Annotated in this window: 18 protein-coding genes; 11 read left to right on the top strand and 7 right to left on the bottom strand. The window is 71.5% G+C overall.

Annotated features, from left to right (window positions below; translation table 11 throughout):
- Positions 1-41: 41 nt before the first annotated feature.
- On the bottom strand, positions 42-1,175 hold the full coding sequence (locus tag AB0H52_RS07045) for a hypothetical protein (RefSeq protein WP_357945782.1): 1,134 nt from the start codon (positions 1,173-1,175) through the stop codon (positions 42-44).
- On the bottom strand, positions 1,061-2,191 hold the full coding sequence (locus AB0H52_RS07040) for a transporter substrate-binding domain-containing protein (protein WP_357945779.1): 1,131 nt from the start codon (positions 2,189-2,191) through the stop codon (positions 1,061-1,063). Before AB0H52_RS07040 ends, AB0H52_RS07045 begins: the two co-directional genes overlap by 115 nt.
- Positions 2,192-2,488: 297 nt before the next feature.
- Between AB0H52_RS07040 and AB0H52_RS07035 the strand changes: the two genes are divergently transcribed.
- Positions 2,489-3,256, top strand: coding sequence for an SGNH/GDSL hydrolase family protein (locus tag AB0H52_RS07035; RefSeq protein ID WP_151487713.1), 768 nt, complete (start codon positions 2,489-2,491; stop codon positions 3,254-3,256).
- A 230-nt stretch (positions 3,257-3,486) separates the two neighbouring features.
- Here the strand turns inward: AB0H52_RS07035 and AB0H52_RS07030 are convergent, their stop codons facing one another.
- Entirely contained in the window at positions 3,487-4,233 is a 747-nt protein-coding gene (locus AB0H52_RS07030; protein WP_192580089.1) for a GntR family transcriptional regulator, read from the bottom strand.
- A gap of 230 nt (positions 4,234-4,463) precedes the next feature.
- On the opposite strand from AB0H52_RS07030, the gene AB0H52_RS07025 reads away from it, so the two are divergent.
- The 3 genes from AB0H52_RS07025 to AB0H52_RS07015 all read left to right on the top strand — a co-directional run bounded on the left by AB0H52_RS07025 (position 4,464) and on the right by AB0H52_RS07015 (position 6,030).
- A complete protein-coding gene (locus AB0H52_RS07025; protein ID WP_192580090.1) occupies positions 4,464-4,628 on the top strand; it encodes a hypothetical protein in 165 nt (54 codons plus the stop codon).
- Complete coding sequence (locus AB0H52_RS07020) at positions 4,628-4,942, top strand: hypothetical protein (RefSeq protein WP_357945774.1); 315 nt, start codon at positions 4,628-4,630, stop codon at positions 4,940-4,942. Before AB0H52_RS07025 ends, AB0H52_RS07020 begins: the two co-directional genes overlap by 1 nt.
- A 185-nt stretch (positions 4,943-5,127) precedes the next feature.
- Entirely contained in the window at positions 5,128-6,030 is a 903-nt protein-coding gene (locus AB0H52_RS07015) for a sulfurtransferase (RefSeq protein WP_151487716.1), read from the top strand.
- A 53-nt stretch (positions 6,031-6,083) separates the two neighbouring features.
- Here AB0H52_RS07015 and AB0H52_RS07010 read toward each other — a convergent pair whose 3' ends face one another.
- The 3 genes from AB0H52_RS07010 to AB0H52_RS07000 all read right to left on the bottom strand — a co-directional run bounded on the left by AB0H52_RS07010 (position 6,084) and on the right by AB0H52_RS07000 (position 8,460).
- Positions 6,084-7,271, bottom strand: coding sequence for a hypothetical protein (locus tag AB0H52_RS07010; protein WP_357945771.1), 1,188 nt, complete (start codon positions 7,269-7,271; stop codon positions 6,084-6,086).
- Positions 7,268-7,810 carry a SigE family RNA polymerase sigma factor gene (locus AB0H52_RS07005; protein WP_151487718.1) on the bottom strand — a complete coding sequence of 181 codons (543 nt, stop codon included), beginning with the start codon at positions 7,808-7,810 and terminating at the stop codon, positions 7,268-7,270. The genes AB0H52_RS07010 and AB0H52_RS07005 overlap by 4 nt, the downstream gene beginning before the upstream one ends.
- Before the next feature lie 68 nt (positions 7,811-7,878).
- Positions 7,879-8,460: a TetR family transcriptional regulator gene (locus AB0H52_RS07000; protein ID WP_151487719.1), complete on the bottom strand. Its 582-nt coding sequence runs from the start codon at positions 8,458-8,460 to the stop codon at positions 7,879-7,881.
- A gap of 107 nt (positions 8,461-8,567) precedes the next feature.
- Between AB0H52_RS07000 and AB0H52_RS06995 the strand changes: the two genes are divergently transcribed.
- Complete coding sequence (locus tag AB0H52_RS06995) at positions 8,568-9,725, top strand: FAD-dependent oxidoreductase (protein WP_357945767.1); 1,158 nt, start codon at positions 8,568-8,570, stop codon at positions 9,723-9,725.
- Here the strand turns inward: AB0H52_RS06995 and AB0H52_RS06990 are convergent.
- Entirely contained in the window at positions 9,722-10,945 is a 1,224-nt protein-coding gene (locus tag AB0H52_RS06990; protein WP_151487721.1) for an MFS transporter, read from the bottom strand. The genes AB0H52_RS06995 and AB0H52_RS06990 overlap by 4 nt on opposite strands.
- Before the next feature lie 122 nt (positions 10,946-11,067).
- Here AB0H52_RS06990 and AB0H52_RS06985 point away from each other — a divergent pair, with 122 nt between their 5' ends.
- From AB0H52_RS06985 to AB0H52_RS06960, 6 genes are all read left to right on the top strand, one after another.
- A complete protein-coding gene (locus AB0H52_RS06985; protein ID WP_151487722.1) occupies positions 11,068-12,855 on the top strand; it encodes an HSP90 family protein in 1,788 nt (595 codons plus the stop codon).
- A 2-nt stretch (positions 12,856-12,857) separates the two neighbouring features.
- On the top strand, positions 12,858-15,752 hold the full coding sequence (locus tag AB0H52_RS06980; RefSeq protein ID WP_151487723.1) for a tetratricopeptide repeat protein: 2,895 nt from the start codon (positions 12,858-12,860) through the stop codon (positions 15,750-15,752).
- 83 nt (positions 15,753-15,835) lie between these two features.
- Entirely contained in the window at positions 15,836-16,435 is a 600-nt protein-coding gene (locus AB0H52_RS06975; protein ID WP_151487724.1) for a TetR/AcrR family transcriptional regulator, read from the top strand.
- Between the two features lie 71 nt (positions 16,436-16,506).
- A complete protein-coding gene (locus AB0H52_RS06970) occupies positions 16,507-17,874 on the top strand; it encodes a biotin carboxylase N-terminal domain-containing protein (RefSeq protein ID WP_151487725.1) in 1,368 nt (455 codons plus the stop codon).
- A gap of 122 nt (positions 17,875-17,996) precedes the next feature.
- Complete coding sequence (locus AB0H52_RS06965) at positions 17,997-18,299, top strand: M1 family metallopeptidase (RefSeq protein ID WP_151487726.1); 303 nt, start codon at positions 17,997-17,999, stop codon at positions 18,297-18,299.
- Positions 18,300-18,461: 162 nt separating this feature from the next.
- On the top strand, positions 18,462-19,325 hold the full coding sequence (locus AB0H52_RS06960) for an IS5 family transposase (RefSeq protein ID WP_151487727.1): 864 nt from the start codon (positions 18,462-18,464) through the stop codon (positions 19,323-19,325).
- Positions 19,326-20,157: the final 832 nt, after the last annotated feature.

Here is a 20,157-nt window from a genome sequence, read left to right as displayed (position 1 = left end):
CGTAGAACCGGCGCGCCGCGATCGGCGATCCATTTCGGTCGTCAGGACGGGCCGGGGCGGACGGGCGGCAGGCGGCCCTCGCAACGCACGTCCGGCTCGGCCACCGGGCGCCGGGGCATCATCCAGTCCAGGGCGGTCTCCTCCACCGGCCAGCCGCGTACCGACACCTGGCTGTACGGCACCTGTGCCGCCTGCGGGCAGAGGACCTGCGACTCGACCTGGCCGTTCGGCAGGAACCGCACACCGGCGGTCTGGTCCAGCACGATCGTCGACGTGTCGGTGACGGTGATGAGCGCGCCGAGCACCACCTCCAGGCCGGCGGTGTCCTTCGGTGCCGCCTCGGCAGTCTCTTTCGGTGCCGCCTCGGCCGTGTCCTTCGGCGCGACCTCGATCGCGGCGGTCGGCAGCAGCGGCACCCGGAGGAAGACGGCCCCCATCACCACCGGGAGCACGGCGGCGACCGTGAACGCCAGACCATGGGTCAGCGCCGGGGCGACCCAGTCGGGGACCGGGCCGGTGAGCAGCAGAGTGGCGGCAGGCGGCACGGCCAGCAGCGCCGCCGTGGACAGCTCACCCTCCTGCACGGCGGTCCAGATCGCCGGGCCGAGCACGCTGTACGCCAGCACCGCCGCCGCCAGTGGCAGCGCCACGCTGACCACCAGGACCCGGGTCGGCTGGTCCGGGTGCAGGTAGCGGGTGCGCAGCGCGAGCAGCCAGAGACCCAGCATCAGCAGCGACGGCAGGAAGCGGAGCTGCCAGGTGAGCGCCCCCAACGCGACCGCCGCGGTGAGCACCCAGCCGGGGGTACGTGCCGTCCCGGAGGCGAGCAGCGACCGTTCCGGGTCGAAGCGGTCAGGGGCGCTGAGCCGGAGCAGACGTCCGAGTACGCCGAAGGTGAGCACGACGACGGGGAACGCCCACACCAGGGCGATCAGCAGGGCGCTCAGCAGGCCGAGCGGGCTCACGTACTGCACCAGCAGCAGCATCGTCGACATGTCCTGCCGGCTGAGCTGCCACAGCCGCAGCACCAGAAGGAGGACGGGGAACGCGGGAAGGAGGGTCAGCAGCCACTGCTGCGCCTGCCGCGCCCCCGCCATCCGGCGTGGCTTGCCGATCTTGCCGGGGCCGGTGGCGATCCGGGGTGCGCCGGGGCCGGTAGCGCGATCCTCTCCCACGGCCACTGCCGCACCTCCACCTTCCTCGCCTCGGGTTGCTCCTGCTCCGCGACCGGCTGCCCGGGGTTGTACTGCTGCTGCCAGCGGAGGTTGGCGTTGTACGCGTTCTCCCAGGTCGAGTTCTCCTCGTCGTTCGCCGAGACGTACAGCGCGAGGTCGACCAGATCGCGGAGCGCCTTGTTGGGGCCGGTGTTGACGCCCCACCTCTCCTGCGGGGACGAGCCGATGTCCCAGTGCCGCAGCGGCTTCGCGTTCTTGAGGGTGACCGGGAAACGCTGACCGTCGTCGCCCGGCTGATCGGCGGTGACGAAGCCGGCGAGGATCGCCGCGTCGGTGGTGACGGCCTCCACCTTGCCGTCGTACAGCTCCTGGATGCACTCGCTGATCCGGTTGCGGCCTCTCGGCTTCGCGCCGGCCTCGGTCAGGCGCTCGATCGAGGTCGAGGTGGTGAGCGAGCAGACCGCCCGCCCGGCAAGATCCTGAAGGCTGCTCAGTGGCCCCTTGAAGCTTTGCAGGGTCACCGCCGACTGCTCGGTGTGCAGGTACGCGGCGGAGAAGGCGGCGCCCTCCTCCTCACGTTTCTTGTTGATGCTGTACGAGGCGATGACGAGGTCGACGGTGACGAACCCGTCTCCGTCGCTGGCCTGTCGACGGGCCCGGTCCTCGCTCTCGATGGGCAGGAACCGCACCTGGGAGCGGTCGAACCCGAGGAAGCTGGCGATCATGTACGCGATGTCGACGTCGAAGCCCTTCCAGGTGTTGTTCGACAGTCGTAGCGAGATGCCGGGTTGGTCGTCCTTCACCCCGATGACGAGTTGCTGCTTGCCCTTCATGCCGGCCTGCTCGAGCAGGTCGTCGCGGGTCGGCGGACCCATGGCGAACACGATCGGCACCAGGGCCGCCGCCAGCACGGCCAGTGCGACGGCCAGCCCCACGACGCGGATCTGCCGGGCCCGTGTGGTGCGCGGTGTGGTCACCGCCGGCCCGGCGGGGCTCGGTTCGCTTGCCTGACTCAACTCGGCCTCCCGCTGCCTGGCCCGGTGACCGGCCCTCCATTGTGGGGCCTGGCCGCGGGCCGCGGCACCCCGCCACCAGGCGGATTGGCATCCACCCAACGTCGCTGATATCGGGGTATCCGCGGCATCGGGACACCCCGATTTCAGCGATCCTGTGTCGATCTTGGTCGTGCGCTGGCGGCAGATCCGTGAGCTGCCCCATGACCTCCGCCACGTCGTCGGTTCGGGGCTCCGCGGGCCGTGCCCGCGGTGTCAGACTGGTCGCCGCAGGCAACGAGTGGCGTGAGGGAGGCGCGGGTGCGCTGGCGCAGTTTTGTCGCGGTCGGGGACAGCTTCACCGAGGGCATGGACGACGCGTACCCCGATGGCACCTATCGGGGATGGGCGGACCTGGTGGCGACCCGGCTCGCCGCCGACGCGGGCCCCGACTTCCGGTACGCGAACCTGGCCATCCGGGGTCGGCTCTTTCCCAGCGTGGTCGCCGAGCAGGTGCCCTCCGCGGTGGCGATGAAGCCCGACCTGATCAGCTTCGCAGCCGGTGGCAACGACGTGCTGCGGCGCACCTTCGACCCGGACACGCTGGTCTCCCGCTTCGACGAGGTCGTCCGGCAGTTGCGGTCCGGCGGCGCGGACGTGCTGCTGTTCCGCTTCGCCGACGTGATGGCCCGGCTGCCCGGTCAGCGCCTCGTCGCCCCTCGGGTGCAACTGCTCAACCAGGCGGTCGGCGAGACCGCCGAGCGGCATGGCGCGATCATGGTCGACCTGTACGCCGACGACACCTTCCTCAACCCGATGCTCTGGAGCACCGACCGGCTGCACCTCTCCCCGGCCGGGCACCGGCGGGTCGCCGGGCAGGTGTTGAACGCGCTCGGGATGGGCTGCGACGAGGAGTGGCTGATGGTCCCCCCGCATCCGGCACCGACCCCGTGGCTGGCCGCCCGCGCCGCCGACCTGCGCTGGGCCGGGCAGCACCTCGCCCCGTGGATCAAGCGGCGGCTGACCGGTCGCTCGTCCGGCGACACGGTGACCGCCAAGCGTCCGCTGCTCGGGCCGATCGTCGACTGACGGGTGCGCACCCTGCACACCGCGCCGTCGCTGCGGTACACGTCCACCCTGGTCGGCCTGTTCGTCATGGCTGTCGGCGCCGCACCACCGCGCACCCCGCCCGAGCTCGCCCGGTCAGTGCGCCCACTACCGAGCTGGAGCGCCGCGAGGCCGAGCGGCAGGGCCTCCTTGAGGAGATGGACCGGCTGCGGGCCAGCCCGTGGGCGCGCCTCGCTGGTCAGGGCCGAGCATCAGATCACCGGGATGCGGTACACCAGCTCGTAGCGGCCGCGCGGCAGCACGATGTCCGCGGTCTCGACCGGCACGCCCGCCGCGTAGTACGTCCGGGCGATCTCGTACACGTCGGCGCGGGCGGGCAGGTCGAGCGCGGCGACTTCAGCCGCCAGTGCCGGCCGAGAATTGATCCGCTCCTCGAATTCGTCGACGCGCACACCGATCACGTCCAGGCGGGCCACCACCCCGACCGCCGCGCCCGCCTCGGGCCACTCCACCGAGGTGCCCCCTGTGATGCTCAGCGGCTCGTACGACGTCGACAGCTGGATCGGCTCGCCGTCGGCGAGGAATCGATACGCCGTGCGCATGACCGGCGCATCGGGCTCGACGCCGAGGCGGAGGGCGATCCGCTCGTCCGCCAGGTCGTGATGGCTGTCGTGCTCCCAGGTGCCGCGTTGTCCGGCCCGGGCCGCGTCGCGGGCGAACGGGGACGTCGGTCCCGGTGTCGCACGCAGGTCGCGACCATGCGCGCGCCGGACCAGTTGGCGGGTGGCGCGTACGTACACGCCCGATCCAGGCCGACCCTCGACGAGCAACTCTGCCTTGAGAACAGAGATTGCCCACTTGGCGACGGTGCGGCTCACGGCGTACTGCTGCATCAGCTTGGTCTCACTAGGCAGCTTGGCGCCGGCCGCCAGCGCGCCGGACTGGATCTGGGCACGCAGCTCCGCGGCGATCGCCAGATAGGCAGGCGTCTTGGCCATGGGGATACAACCTCCGGTCAGCCCGCCCAGTCGATCACACGCGACCTGGTGTGCCAAGTTTCCGCGACACCCTTGCCCCGGCAAACCTAGTGCACTAGCTTTTGGTGGCATCCCGCTATCGCCCGGCTCCGGTCAGCAACCAACGCCAGCGGTAGCGGGGAGTCCTCAATGCCGCGGTGCCGGCAACACCCCCGCCCGCCGCGGCCCCCATCCACCCGGAAGGGATGTCGATGTGGCGCAACCTGATCAACCGCATCACCCGCCGTTGGCCGCGCTGCGAGCCCTCCGCCGGCCGGACCTGGGAAGCCGCCGACCGGCAGGCCGCTCAGCGGCGGCTACGCGACCTGGCGCAGCAGCGGCGGGCCGAGCATCTCTACGAGGGGCCAACACCGTGATGGGCGAGGCACCGACCAGCGTCCGCGCCGCGGTCGAGGCCCGCTACCAGCAGTCCATCCGCGAAATCGAGGCGCTTGAGGCGCGAATGGCTGACGAGCACGTGCCCCGCCGGCCGGAGTGGGAATGCCAGCAGTGCGACCCTGGCACCTCATGGCCGTGCTCGCCGGCGCAGGTGCGCCTGTTCGAGGCGTACCGCAGTGACCGGATCGGGCTGTCGATGCACGTCGGCGCCCTATACCACATCGCGTCCACGGAGCGGCCCGACGAGGACCCGACCGAGCTGTACGACCGAATCGTCGGTTGGATCCGATGACCCGGGCAGAGTGCACGCGCCTGACCATCGACACGACCGCCGTGCAGTCGGGCGACATCCCCCATCTCACTCGCTGGCAAGCATCCAGTTCGCCACTCGACCGATCAACGTGCGGGTCATCCGCCCACTCTGCGTCGCATCCGATGGCCGGTCGGCGGGCGGGGTTGCGGCGTACCTTGGGGATCATGTCTGTGCCCAACGATCCTGATCCCCGCCTCCAGTCGTACGCGGACCCGCAGCGGCTGGTCACCACCGAGTGGCTGGCCGAGCACCTGGGCGACGAGGGCCTCGTGGTGGTCGAGTCCGACGAGGACGTGCTGCTCTACGAATCCGGTCACATTCCGGGCGCCGTGAAGGTCGACTGGCACCTGGAGCTGAACGACCAGGTGACCCGGGACTACCTGGATGCCAAGAGCTTCGCCGAGCTGTGCGCCGCGAAGGGCATCGGCCGGGGCGACACCGTCGTCTTCTACGGCGACAACTTCAACTGGTGGGCCGCGTACGCCCTCTGGGTGTTCTCGCTCTTCGGCCACGCCGACGTGCGGCTGCTCGACGGTGGCCGGCAGAAGTGGATCGCCGAGGGCCGCGAGGTGACCCGCGACAAGCCGGCCCGCCCGCGCGCCGACTATCCGGTGCCGTTGCGCGACGACGCGCCGCTGCGGGCGTACCGCGAGCAGGTGATGGCGCACATCGCCGCCGGCCGGCCGCTGGTCGACGTCCGGTCGCCGGGTGAGTACACCGGCGAGATGCTGCACATGCCGGACTACCCGCAGGAGGGTGCCCTGCGGGGTGGGCACATTCCGGGCGCGGTCAGCAAGCCGTGGAAGTCCGCCGCGAACGAGGACGGGACGTTCAAGTCCGCCGACGAGCTGAAAGCGATCTACGCCGACCAGCTCGGGCTGAGCCCGGACGACGACGTCATCGCCTACTGCCGGATCGGTGAGCGTTCCAGCCACACCTGGTTTGTGCTGCGGCACCTGCTGGGCTACCCGCAGGTGCGCAACTACGACGGCTCGTGGACCGAGTGGGGCAACCTGGTCCGGGCGCCCGTGGTGAAGGGCGACCAGCCCGGCGGCCTCGCCGCCTGATCACCTGAGCACGTCCCCCGCGCGCCCGCGAACGGCCGCGCGGGGGGCGGTGCTCAGCCGGCCAGCGCCACCATGCCGGGCAGGTCGCGGACGATGCCGGTGATCTCGCCGGTCTCCGGGTTCCACCGCGCCAGGCCGGCCGGTTCCAGGCGGAGCAGCACCGCTCCCCTGTTGTCCCAGCCCAGCACCGGGCAACAGCCCTTGGCGCGCTCCCGACCCAGGTCGAGCAGGTGGGTCACCGCGCCGGTACGGGCGTCCAGCACGGCCGCTCCCTCGGCGCCGTCGATCTCGCCGCTGGTGATCCACGCCGCGCTGGCGATTCGTTCGCCGTGCAGCCAGCCCCGGCCGTAGAACTCGTTGACCTCATACGGCGCGGGCAGCGCGTCGCCGGTGATCCGCTCTTCGGAGCGGATCGCGCCCTCCCGGGCGGTTCGGCTGACAAGTGTCAGGCCACCCCGCTCGCCGGTCAGCTCGACCAGCGCCGCGTCGCGGCCGGCCTCCGGGTCGGGTGCGACCACGTTCCAGGCCGACACGTCGCTCGTGCTGGCCGTGGCGGTGACCCGGTCCACCGCGTACGTCCGGTTGTCGCCGCCCACCAGGACCCGGTCGTTGGCCCAGACCACCAGCTCCAGGTAGCCCTCAAGCGGTATCCGGCGCACGGCCGCGGTGGTGAGGTCGATCATGATCAGCTCGTTGGTCTGGGCGAAGGCGGCGGATCGGCCGTCCGGCGACAACACCCCCGGCTTGACGGCGGGTGCCTCGTTGCCGCTCTCGTCCCGGGTGGGTGCCAGGGTCACGACGTCGAGACTGCGCACCACGCCGTCGTCGCCGAGGACCCGGACCGCGCCGTCCGCGCGGAACTCCTCGTCCACGGGCTGGAACAGCGCCAGCGCCCGCTGGACCGGTCGCGCGGAGAGCGGCACGGTCGCCGGGTCGGCGAGCCGGGCCAACGGATCGGGTGGGAAGGTCAGCTCGGCGGGAGGTCGCTGCACGGGCCCGGCGTGGGTGGGCTCGGCGGTCGGGGTCGGCGCCACCGAGTGGTCCGGCGGCGGATCGGCCGGCGGTCGGAGGGCCGCCACCGTGCCGCCACCGAGCAGCGCCACGGCCAGGGCGACCGCACCGACGGCCCGCCGGGTACGCCGGGTGCGTCGCGCCCGGTCCCAGTGCGCACTTGCGGGCTGGCTGGGCAGTACGTCCTCGACGCTGACGGTCAGTAGCCGACGTAGCTCCTGCTCGTTCACGGGTTCACCTCCACGCCGGTGGTCGCCGCGCCGCCGCCCGGTCGGGCGTCGAGGGCGAGGTCCGGAGCCACCTCGCGGAGTCGGCGCAGGGCGGCGTGGCACTGGCTCTTCACGGTGCCGACGGTCACCCCGAGCGCCTCCGCCGTGGCGACCTCGGTCAGGTCCTCGTAGTAGCGCAGCACCAGTACGGCCCGCTGCCGGGGCGGCAGCAGACCCAGCGCGTCGTGCAGCGTGAGCCGCAACGCGCCGTCCCGGTCGGGGGCCACCTGTTCCGGCGGTGTGGCGCTGAGCCATTCGCGACGGCGGCGACGCCACCAGGACACCGCGTCGCGGTAGAGGATCGTCCGCACGTACGCGGAGGGGTCGCCCTCGCGGACCGAGGGCCAACGCAGCGCGAGTTTCAGCAGGGCGTCCTGGAGGAGATCCTCGGCCTGGTGCCGGTTGCCGCAGATCAGGTAGGCCGCACGCAGGAGCCGGTGCTGGTGGTTCTCCACGAAGGCGAGGTAGCCGTCGCGGCCGTCGTTCGCCGTGGATCCCATCCGCCCCCCTTCCGGCCGTCGCGTCGCGCGTCACCTGGCAGACGCACGGGGAGGGGCAAAAGGTTGGCTCAGGCCTCCGGCTGCCCGGTCAGGTAGCGCTGGAGGGTCGGCCCGATCCAGGCGACCAGCTCATCCGGCTCGACGTCCACCATGGGCGGCAGGCGGACGATGTAGCGGGTGAAGGCGAGGCCGAGGATCTGACTGGCCACCAGGCCGGCGCGCCGGGCGGTCATCGCGGGATCGGTGCCGAACGTGGACACGGCGGCGGTGAGCTGGTCGGTGAAGATGCCGCGCATCCGTTCGGCCGCGCCCGGGTTGGTGCTGGCGGACCGCAGCAGCGCGACGAGGGTCTCGTCGCCCTCCCACCGGCTGAGGAAGTGCCGGACCAGCGTCTCACCGAGCTGCGCTGGCGGTACGACGGCCAGGTCGGGCAGGCGCAGGTCGAACTCGGCCGCCGCCGCGAAGAGCCCCTCCTTGCTGCCGTAGTAGCGCATGACCATGGACGGGTCGATCCGGGCGTCGGCGGCGATGGCCCGGATGGTGGCGCGTTCGTACCCGTCGGCGGCGAACCGTTCCCGGGCGGCCTGGAGGATCGCCGCCCGGGTGGCGTCCGAACGGCGGGGCTGGGTCGAGCGGGCGGGCGCGGTCATGCCAACGACGGTAGGCCAACACCTGTTGACACACAATCGGCACGCTCCTAATCTGCCAACAAGCGTTTGCCAACATGTGTTGGCAGCAGTCGTTTCCGGAGGTGGCCATGCTGCCCACGAGTACCGACGTCCTGGTGGTGGGAGCGGGCCCCACCGGCCTCGCCACCGCGCTGACACTGGCCCGGCGCGGGGTGCGGGTGACCGTCCTCGACCAGGTCGCCGACCCACCGGTGACGTCTCGCGCGGCGGTCGTGCACGCGTACACCCTGGAGGTGCTGGACCGGATCGGCGCCGCGGCGCCCCTGGTCGCCCAGGGGGTGCGGGCGCCGCGCTTCACGGTCCGCGACCGGGACCGGGTGCTGCTGTCGGTCCCGTTCCACGAGCTGCCGTCCCGTTACCCCTATGCGCTGCTGGTCTCCCAGGCCGTCACCGAAGACGTGCTCACCGCGCAGTTGGTCGACCTCGGCGTACGGGTACGCCGGCCGTGCCGGCTGACCGGTCTGAGCCGCACCGGCGAGGGGGTGCTCGCGCAGGTCGACGGCACGGAGGTGCGCGCCCGGTACGTGGTCGGCGCGGACGGCCTGCACAGCACGGTCCGTCAGTTGGCCGGCATCGGCTTCACCGGTCCTGCCGACGAGGAGTCCTTCGTGCTCGCCGACGTACGCGTACGGAGCACGCTGCCCCGCGACGAGGCGGCGCTCTTCCTCGCCCGCCCCGGGCCGCTGGTCTGGGCACCACTGCCGGACGGTGTGGTGCGGCTGGTCGCCGCCGTGGCGACGGCCCCGGCCGACCCGGACGCGGCGTACCTCCAGGCGCTGCTCGACGAGCGTGGCCCGACGCGGAGACCGGACCAGGTGACCGAGGTGCTCTGGGGTTCCCGGTTCCGGGTACGCCACCGGATCGCCGACACCTTCCGGTCCGGGCCGGTGCTGCTCGCCGGGGACGCCGGCCACGTGCACAGCCCCGCCGGCGGCCAGGGCATGAACCTCGGCATCTGCGACGCGGTGGCCCTCGGCACCGCCCTCGCCGACGTCCTGGACGGCGGCCCGGAGACGGCGCTCGACGACTACAACGCCCGGCAGCGGCCGATGGCCGAGGACGTGCTGAGCTTCGCCGCCGGGCTGACCCGGATGGCCACCCTCTCCCAGGCCCGGCGGCCGGCCCGTGACGTCCTGCTCCGGGTGGTTGGCGCCGTGCCACCGGCCCGACGGCGGATCGCGCTGCGCCTGTCCGGGTTGTCCCACCGGGAACGGACCCCGGGCTAGGCTGCGCCGACCGGGCGGGAAGCAGCCCGCGCGGCTGGCCGCAGTGTCCGCCACGCGGCAAGCGTGACCAGTGCGAACGTGCCCGCCGCCGCGTCCGTCACCGGCACCGTGCCGTACGCCGCGGCGGCCAGCCCGGCGAGCATCGCGCCGACCGGGGCGGTGAGCAGGCCGACCATCCGCTGGGCCGCGCCCACCCGGCCGAGGAGCCCCGCCGGCACGTGTCGCTGCCCGTACGACGCACACAGGATGTTCCACACCACCGTGCCCGCGGCGAAGACGGCCAGCGCGAACCCGCCCGGCAGCGGATGTCGGGCCAGCGCGAACCCGGTCAGCGCCACCGTCTGCGCGGCGAGCACCGCGCACAGCGCGGGCACCGTGCCGAGTCGGGCGGCGAGCCGACCCGCACCCAGCGCCCCGGCCACGCCACCGAGGATCGCCGCAGCGGCGAACAGCCCGTACCCGGCCGGCGGCACCCGCAGCACGTCCAGCGCGTAGAGCACCAGCACCGCCATGATGCCGCTGATCGCCAGGTTGCTCGCGGCGGCGAGCAGCGTCACCCTCCACAGTGTCTGGTGCCCGCGCAGCCATCGCACCCCCTCGACGACCTCGCCCCACACCGACCCGCGCGGCGCCTTCGCCGCCACCACGGGTGCCGGAGCGAGCGCCAGCACCAGTACGGCGGCCACGGCGAAGGTGACGGCGTCCACGGCGAAGGGGAGAGCCGGGGCGGTGGCGAAGAGGACACCGGCGGCGGGAGCGCCGAGAAAACCACCCGCGACGGCCGTACCGGCCTGAAGTCGGCCGTTCGCCCGGGTCAGCCCGGCCGGCGGCACCAGCGCGGGAAGCAGCGCGAACGAGGCGGAGTCGAACAGCGTGCCCAACCCGGCCAGGAGGAACGCCGCCACCAGCAGCACCTCGACGCCGGCCCGGTCGGCGGCGACCGCCGCGGCCAACGCCGCCACCACCCCGGCGCGTACCCCGTCCACCAGGGCCATCGTGCGGCGGCGGTCCCAACGGTCGGCGTACACGCCACCGAGCAGGCCGAGGAGCAGCGGCGGCACCTGCGCGGCCACGGTGACCGCCGCGATGACCCGGGGATCGCGGGTCACCGCCGCCGCCAGCAGGGCCAGAGCCGGCGTACGCAGGGCGTCACCGAACCGCGACGCGACGGCGGCGCACCAGAGCAGCCGGAAGTCCCGGCCGAGAGCGGAAGCTGTCATGCCGGTGACCGTGCGGGTTCGACCGGGTCGAGGGTCAAGCCGCCGGGCGAAAGGGGGACGCGCCCGTCGGTGATCATCGGTACGGTGGGCGCCGGTATTCGGGACCGGGGGAGAAGACAGGCGTGGACCACACCTTCCAGGTCGACCTCCGTGGCGTCGTCGACCTGCTCAGCCATCACCTCTACGGCAGCCCACGGGTGTACGTCCGTGAGCTGCTGCAGAACGCGGTGGACGCGATCACGGCACGCCGCTCGACCGAACCGGACGCGCCCGCCCTGGTCCGCATCGAAACCCCGGACCGCACCGGCGACGGCACCCTGCGGGTGCACGACACCGGCATCGGCCTGACCGAGGCGCAGGTGCACGAGCTGCTGGCCACCATCGGCCGAAGCTCCAAAAGGGACGAGCTGGGCTTCTCCCGCCACGAGTTTCTCGGCCAGTTCGGCATCGGCCTGCTCTCCTGCTTCCTGGTCGCCGACGAAATCCAGGTGCTCACCCGCAACGGCGAGCACCCCACGGTCCGCTGGACCGGGTACGCCGACGGCCGGTACGCGGTGAGCGTGGCACCGCCGCAGGCCGCCCGCGCCGAACCGGGCACCACCGTCACGCTGGTGCCCCGCCGCGACGCCGACCAGTGGTTCGCCACCCCGACCGTCACCGACCTGGCCCGGCTCTTCGGTTCGCTGCTGCCCGTCACGGTCCGGGTCGGCGACGTGGTCACCACCACCGGCGAACCGCCGTGGCCGACCGCGCCGGGTGCGCCGGTCGACCGGGCCGCGCTGATCGCGTACGCCCGGGAGGCGCTCGGCGTCGACCCGTTCGACGTGCTGCCACTGAGCGTGCCGGAGGCCGGGCTGACCGGTGTCGCCGTCATCCTGCCCACCCCGGTGAACCCGGCGGCCCGCGCGGGGCACCGGGTCTACCTCAAGCGGATGCTGCTCACCGAACACGCCGACGGGCTGCTGCCGGACTGGGCGTTCTTCGCGCACTGCGTCGTGGACGCCAGCGAGCTGCGCCCCACCGCCAGCCGGGAGGCCCTCTACGAGGACACCCTGCTGACCGCGACCCGGGATGCGCTCGGCGACCAGATCCGCGGCTGGCTGGTCCGGTTGGCACGGCACGACCCGCACCGGCTCGCCGAGTTCCTCCAGGTGCACCACCTCGGCGTGAAGGCGCTGGCGTTGCACGACGACGAGATGCTGCGGCTGGTCGACCGGTGGTGGCCGATGGACACCAACGTCGGCACGCTCACCCTCGCCGAGTTCCGGGAACGCCACGGTGTGCTCCGCTACGCGGCGAGCCTGGACGAGTTCCGCCAGCTCGCCGCGGTGGCCGCCGCGCAGGACCTGGCGGTGGTCAACGCCGGCTACACGTACGACACCGAGCTGATCGAGCGGCTGCCGGTGGTGGACCGTTCGGTGCTCATCGAACGGCTGGAGCCGAGCGACCTCACGACCCGCTTCGACAGCCTCGACCCGCAGGTGGAGTTGGCGCTGCGGCCGTTCCTCACCGCCGCGCAGCGGGCCGTCGAACGCTCCGGCTGTGAGGTGGTGATCCGGGCGTACGACCCGGTCTCGCTGCCCGCGCTCTACCTGGTCAGCCGGTCGGCGGCATTCAACGACCAGCTCGCGGCCAGCCGGGACCGGGCCGACGAGCTGTGGGGTGGCGTGCTCGACGCGCTCGCCGCGACCGCCCCACCGGACCGCCCGCAGTTGGTGCTCAACCACCGCAACCCGCTGGTCCGCCGGGTCACCATGCTGGCCGACCCGGAGCTGGTGGGGCTCGCCATCGAGGCGCTGTACGGGCAGGCGTTGCTGCTCGGCCACCATCCGATCCGCGCCGCCGACGCGGCGCTGCTGAACGATTCCTTCCTCGGCCTGCTCGGCCGGGCCGTGCCGGGACGGGAGTGAGCATGAGCGACGAGGATCTGTGGCGGGTGCTGCGTGGCATCTCCGACATGCCGTACGGGGCGGGGCAGATCGCCGCCCTGGAGCAGTTGCTGCGCCGGGTGGACGCCGCCGACGACCGGCACCTCGCGTTCGTCACCCGGATGCAGGCCACCACGGGCTACATCTACGGCGGCGAGCCGGCGAAGTCCTTCGTGACGTTCTCCTGGTGTCTGTCCGAGTTCGACCGCGACCCGCAGCCCTACCACCAGCGGCACCTGCACAACCTGCTCTGGCACTTCAAGTACATGATCAACGGGCTGTTGAACTTCCCGGAGGTGCCGCTCGACCGCACGTACGCCGTGCTGGACGACATGGAGCGCCGCTACCGGGCGGGTGGGCACAGCCTGCAGACCGTCAACAAGCACCGGTTCCGGGTCGCCGACCACGTGGGCGACGCCGAGGCGGCCGAGCACTGGTACCGGCTCTGGCAGACCACCCCGCGCGACGACCTCTCCGACTGCGCCGGCTGTGATCCGACCAGCCAGGTGGGCTACCTCGCCGACAACGGGCGGGACGCGGAGGCGGTGGCGTTGGCCGAGCCGGTGCTCGCCGGCCGGCTCAGCTGCAACGAGCAGCCACAGTCGATCCTCACCGCGCTGCTCCTGCCGTACCTGCGGACCGGGCGGGGCGAGTCGGCGCGCGACGCGCACCGGGAGGCGTACCGCCGGTTGCGCGGCAACCTCGCCAACCTGTGGGACATCGGCGACCACGTCGAGTTCTGCACGATGACCGGTAACGAGGCACGGGCGCTGGAGCTGGTCGAACGGCACCTGGACTGGCTGGACCGGCCGCCGTCGCCGGCCGCCGCGATGCACTTCGCGGCGACGGCCGCCGCGGCGTTGCGCCAGGCCGGCCGGAGCGCCGGGACGACCGTGTACCGCCGGGCCGCCGAGGGACGGCCGGCCGGCGAGGTGTCGACGCTGGTGCTCGCCGACGAGTTGACGCGGACCGCGACCGAGCTGGCGGCGCGCTTCGACGCCCGCAACGGCACCACCCACCAGTCGGAGTGGATCGCCCGCCGGCTCGCCGTGCGGCCGAGCGGCGAGCACGTGCCGCTGTCGGCGAGCGTCCGCCGTCGCCCGTCGCGTCCGACCGGGGACGACCCGACCATCCCCCTCGGCGGGGCTGCACCGGCGACCGTCGGCGACGCGCCGCACGCCGGTCCTGCCGAGACGCCCGCGGTGACCGTGCCCGCCGACGCCGGCCCGGACGAGCTGCTGGATCTCGCCGAGCAGAGCTGGGGTCGGCACGACCGGGCCACGTTCCGGGCGGCGCTGGCCGCTTGCGACGAGCGCTTCGGCTCCGACGACCTGCCCCCGCGTACGGTCGCCCACCGGCTGGCTTTGCGGGCCGCCGAGCGCGGCGACGAGGACGACATCCAGGGTGCGGTGGAGATGAACCGGGCGGCTCTGGAGCTGTACCGGACGGCGGGTGAGGACCTGCCGGCCCAGGTGGTCGCCGGGCGACTCGGTGTGCTGCTGACCCGCTCCGACGACGACGCCGACGAGGGGCTGGCGTTGGTCCGGGAGGCCGCCGAGGTGCTGGACCGGGACGGCGACGCCCGACAGCGGGCCGCCGCGCACGACCGGGTGGCGCTGGCGCTGCTGCACCGGGAACGCTGGGCGGACGCGCTCGCGGCCCTCGACCGGGTGCCTGCCGACGCGGGCGGCGACCCACACCTCGCGGCCCGGATCGCGCTGCACCGCGCGCACCTGCTGGAGCAGTCCGAACGGGTCGAGGAGGCGCGCGCCGCCGCCGACGAGTCCCGCCGGATCGCCCGTGAGCTGGGTGTCGGCGAACTGGTCACGGCCGCCTGCCTGACCTACGCCCGCGCGGTGGACGATCCGGCCGACGCGGTGGCCGCCTGCGACGAGGCGCTGCTGGTGGCACCGGCGGACGCGGAGTTGCCGGTGCGGGTCGCCCGTGCCCGCGCGTTGCTCTCCGCCGGCCGCGCCGCCGACGCCGTCGACGACTTCGTCGAGGCGGTGACGCTCTGCGTCGAGCGGGGTGCCGAGGGCGACGCGTTCCTGCGCTGGGAGCTGGCGAACGCGTACCGGGTGGTGGGTCGGCTCGCCGAGGCGGCCGAGGTCGCCGAGGAGGCCGTCCTCGGTCTCGACCGGCTCGGCGCACAGGCCGAGGCGGACCGGTGCCGGCACCTGCTGGCGGGCGTGTACGCCGGGCTCGGCGAGATCGACCCCGCACTGGCCCTACTGGAGCAGTTGGCCGGCAATCTGGACGGTCCGGACAACCTCCCGTACCGGGCGCAGGTGCTCGAGGAGGCCGGCGGCATCCTGTACGACGCGGACCGGGACGCCGCCGGCGCGGAGCGGTTCGCAGCGGCTGCCACCGCGTACCGGCTCGGCGGCCTGCCGCTGGACGAGTTGCGGGCCCGCCGGCGGGAGGCGTACGCCTGGTTCTGGGCCGATGACCGACCGGCGGCGATCCGTGCCGTCGAGCAGGTGGACGGGTTGGCGGCGACGATGATCGGGCAGCCGGAGCCGCCGGTGACGTACGAGCTGGCGATGGCCGCCGAGGCCGGGGCGCGGGTGCTGACGGCCGAGGGTCGGCCGGACGAGGCGCTGGCCCGGCTCGCCGGGGTGCCGGACCGGTTGCGGTCGATCGAGGCGTTCGGTGAGGCCGCCCAGGTGGAGGTCCTCACCGGTGAGCTGCTGCTGCGACTGGACCGGCCGGCCGAGGCGGAGCCGCTCCTGCGGCGCGTCCTCGGTGGGCTCCCGGCCAACTCGCGGCCGGTGCGCCAGACCGCCTGGCTGCTGGCCCGTGCCCTGGATCTGCTGGACCGGCCCGCCGAGGCCGCCGCGTTGCGGGCGGAGCACGACCTCGACCCGGACGACGAGTGAGCGCGCCGGCGCGCGCCGGGGTGTGTGTAACCGCTCGGTAACCAGCGTCCCACCGGGGTCGGCTCGCGGTCTACGCTTGCCCGGTGACGGTGGAGCAGCAGGCACGGGGCGCGGCGGGCGCGGGCCGGCGCCGGTCCCGCAAGGACGAGATCCTGGAGATCGCGGTCGGTCTGTTCGCCGCCCGTGGCTACCACGGTGTGTCGATGGACGACATCGGCGCGGCAGCGGGGGTCACCGGTCCGGCGCTCTACCACCACTTCGCCGGCAAGGAGGCGATGCTGGCCGCCGCGCTGATCCCGGTGAGCGAGGGACTGCTGGCCGGCGGGCGGGAACGCTCCGCCGGGCATCCGGACGACCCGCGTGGCGTACTGGAGTCGCTGATCGATTTCCACGTCGAGTTCGCGTTGGCCAACCCCGCGGTGATCGCACTGCACCTGCACGAGTTGGACCGCCTGCCGGAGGAGCCGCGGCGGCGGATCCGCCGCCTGCAACGGATGTACGTCGAGGAGTGGGTGACGGTGCTCACCGCACTGCATCCGGGCATGCCCGACGGTGAGGCGCGGGTGCTCGCCCATGCCGCGTTCGGCCTGATGAACTCGACGCCGTTCCTCGGTGGTGAGGTGGACCGGCGCCGTCGCGCCGAGCTGCTGCGGGGCGCGACCCTGGCCGCTCTGCTCGCCTGAGTCGACTCGTCAGAAGTGCACCGGTCATGATTCCCTGACATCGTCCCACCATCCGGACGCCGGGAGGAAACATGATCGAGTCACTGCTGGTCGCCAATCGGGGCGAGATCGCCCGCCGGATCATCCGGACCGCCAGGCGGCTCGGCATCCGCGCGATCGCGGTGTACTCGGAGGCCGACGCCGACCTGCCGTTCGTCACCGAGGCGGACGAGGCGGTCCTGATCGGTCCGCCGAATCCGGCACAGAGCTACCGCAACGCCGAGGCGATCCTCGCCGCCGCGAAGTCGACCGGCGCGCAGGCCATCCATCCCGGGTATGGCTTCCTGTCGGAGAACGCCGAGTTCGCCCGTACCGTCGAGGCGAGTGGGCTGATCTGGGTCGGGCCCGACGCGGACGCGATCACCGCGATGGGCGACAAGATCAACGCCCGGAATCTGATGGCGGCGGCCGGCGTTCCGGTCGCGCCCGGCACCACCGACCCGGCCGCCGACCTGGACGCGGCGGTGGCGGCCGCCGCCGAGATCGGCTACCCGGTGATGGTCAAGGCCGCCGCCGGCGGCGGTGGGATGGGCATGGGTGTGGCCGTCGACGAGGCCGCGCTGCGCACCGAGTACGACAAGGTGCGCGCGTTCGCCGAGCGGATGTTCGGTGACGGCTCGGTGCTGATCGAGCGGTACTTCCCCCGGGTGCGCCACGTCGAGGTGCAGATCCTCGGCCTGGCCGACGGTCGGGTGGTGGCGCTCGGCGAGCGCGAGTGCTCGGTGCAGCGGCGCAACCAGAAGCTGGTCGAGGAGTCCCCGTCCCCGGCGGTCTCACCGGAGCTGCGGGCACGTCTCCTGGCTGCGGCGGTGCGTGCCGGCGAGGCGGTCGGCTACCGCAACGCGGGGACCGTCGAGTGCCTGTTGGTCCCGCGTCAGCGGGACTCTGAGGGTGCCGGCTCCGGCTCCGAAGATTTCTTCTTCCTGGAGATGAACACGCGCCTTCAGGTGGAACACCCGGTGACCGAGTACGTCTACGGGATCGACCTGGTCGAGGAACAGTTGCGGGTGGCGGCCGGGTTGGCGCCGACGTTCGACCCGGACGCGTTGACGCCGAGCGGCCACGCCATCGAGATGCGGATCAACGCGGAGGACCCGAAGCGGTTCCTGCCCGGCCCGGGCGTGGTGCGGACCTGGGTGGAGCCCACCGGTGAGGGTGTCCGGGTGGACTCGGGCTACACCGAGGGCAACACGGTCACCCCGTTCTACGACAGCCTGCTGGCCAAGCTGATCGTCACCGGCGACACCCGCGAGCAGGCGATCGAGCGTGCCCGGTCGGCGGTGGGCGCCTTCCGGATCGAGGGCCCCAAGAACAATGTCGCGTTCTTCGCCGAGCTGCTGGAGAACGGGGAGTTTCTCTCCGGCGCCTACGACACCGGCATCGTCGGTCGCATGCGCTGACCCCGGTCGGTTCGAGTGCAGGATGACAATAGGAAGCTGACGACTTCCTGACATCGATCACCAAGCATCGTCTTCTGAACGGAGGTCGATCCGATCATCCGTCGCTGACGAGAGGTCCATCCATGAGGAAACGGGCTTTGCCCAACGGCATGGTCGCTGTCGGGCTGCTGTTGGCTGCCGCGCTCACCCCGACGCCGGCGGTCGCCGCCGCTGCCCCGCCCACCGTCGGCGCCGGCGCGGTCATGCCGCACCTCACGGCACTGCAGGAGATCGCGGAGGTGATGCCGTCGATCCTCGACTTCTACGCGGACACGTTCGGCCCCTTTCCGTTCGGCGTCTCGGGTGCCACCGTGGTGCCCTACCTGACTGGACGTTTGTTTCGCGTTCGCGTCAGTAGCGACCGATTTACGCCTCGACCTCGTTAGGGCAATATGCCGGACCTGACCTGGAATACACGCATCCCGGTCAGCTCTGCCTTGACCAGAATCAGAGCATTTCAGCCCGTGATCGTGTCTGATTCACTTTCACCCGACATCGACGTACATGAGGTCCGTCGATCCGACCCCCAGACGCCGTACGCCTGAATCATGACCGCGCGACGAGCCTATCCGTCCGACCTGTCCGACGCCCGATGGGCCCTGATCGCGCCCCGCCTGACAGCCTGGCGACAGGCCCGCACCGACGTCGGCGTCAGCGGCCGCACCCCCACCCACGACCTGCGCGAGATCTTCAACGCCATCCTGTACGTCAACCGAACCGGCATCGCCTGGCGCCACCTGCCCCACGACTTCCCGCCCCACCCGACGGTCTACGGCTACTTCGCCGCCTGGAGCAAGGAAGGCATCTTCACCGAACTGAACTACCAGCTCACCGGCCTCGTTCGCGACCACCATGGCCGCACTATCGCACCCACCGCGGCCATCATGGACAGCCAGAGCGTGAAAACCTCCACCAACGTCCCACCGTCCACACAGGGCACCGACGCCGGGAAGAGAATCATCGGCCGCAAACGCAGCATCATCACCGACACCCTCGGCCTGCTCCTCGCCGTCATCGTCACCGCCGGCAGCGCCAGCGACAACGCCATCGGCACCGACCTACTCGACCGGGCCACCGCCGTCTACCCCACCCTGACCAAGACCTGGGTCGACGCCGGATTCAAGAACCGCGTCGTCGAACACGGTGCCGCACTCGGCGTCGACGTGGAGATCGTCACCAAGGACCCGCAGGTCAAGGGCTTCAGCGTGGTCAAGCGCAGATGGGTCGTCGAACGCACCATCGGCTGGCTCATGCACCACCGCCGACTCGTCCGCGACTACGAAACCCGACCCGACAACTCCGCCAGCATGATCACCCTCGCCATGATCGACAACCTCGCCAAACGCCTCACCACCGAAACCACCCCAACCTGGCGAGAACCCCTACAACCGCATAACACACAAAATACGTGAATCAGACGTCCTCTCAGGCGGGTGGCGGGAGGATCCAGGGGGTGCCGGCGCGGCGGCGTGGGCATTCGTGAGCCCTGGTGAACCAAGACTGTCCCAGTAACGTTTTTAGTCCTAGATACGGCAGCCGCCGAGATCGCACCTCAATATAAAATCGGAGAGTTGCGCTGTGTCACAAAGTCCACTGATGCCTTACGACGCGTACACGGTTGCGAATCGCAGCGAGAGAACCGAGTTCGCTATTGAGAGCGACGCACGAGAACTCATCCCTCTCCAGCAGCCGAGGAGGGATGAGTGGATTGCCGAAGAATTGATCGTTAGCGGGAGGTGTGGCGTTCCGGATACATACATAACAATCGATAATCTTGTCAATTATATCCATTCTTACGAGAATGTGGCAGCCCTCTTGGTGGCTGACCGATCTGCGGTTAAGGTAGTTTGCCAGGCTCTCGAAGAATGGAATTCCAGTGCAGCCCTCCAAGGTTTGGATTCCAGTAAAGGGAGGGAATTTCTAACTGCAATAATCCGCTCTCAATCGGACGCGTCATCGCGCGGAATAATGGCGGGAGTTGCACGGCTAACATCCTTTGGTGCCAGTTCGTCTTCGTCCAATAGTGGGCAGTCATATAGGGATGGGTCCTCAGCGACTGCTACTGACGCCGCAGTAAAAGGATACGGGAGCACCGGGCAGAGAAGGAGTCGGTACCAGCAGTAGCGCAGCTCGGCCGTACGTGTTCAGTCAACGTCAACGGCATGATCATGCCTTGTCAAGACTCTCCTGCTGATCGGTTCAAGCCATTACAGAGCAGGCGGACACGGCTGGCATGAGCGGCTG

The organism is Micromonospora sp. NPDC050695, assembly GCF_040654415.1.
GTDB lineage: Bacteria > Actinomycetota > Actinomycetes > Mycobacteriales > Micromonosporaceae > Micromonospora.
Note: the sequence above shows the minus strand (reverse complement) of the source record. Positions and strands in the feature narration are given on the sequence as shown.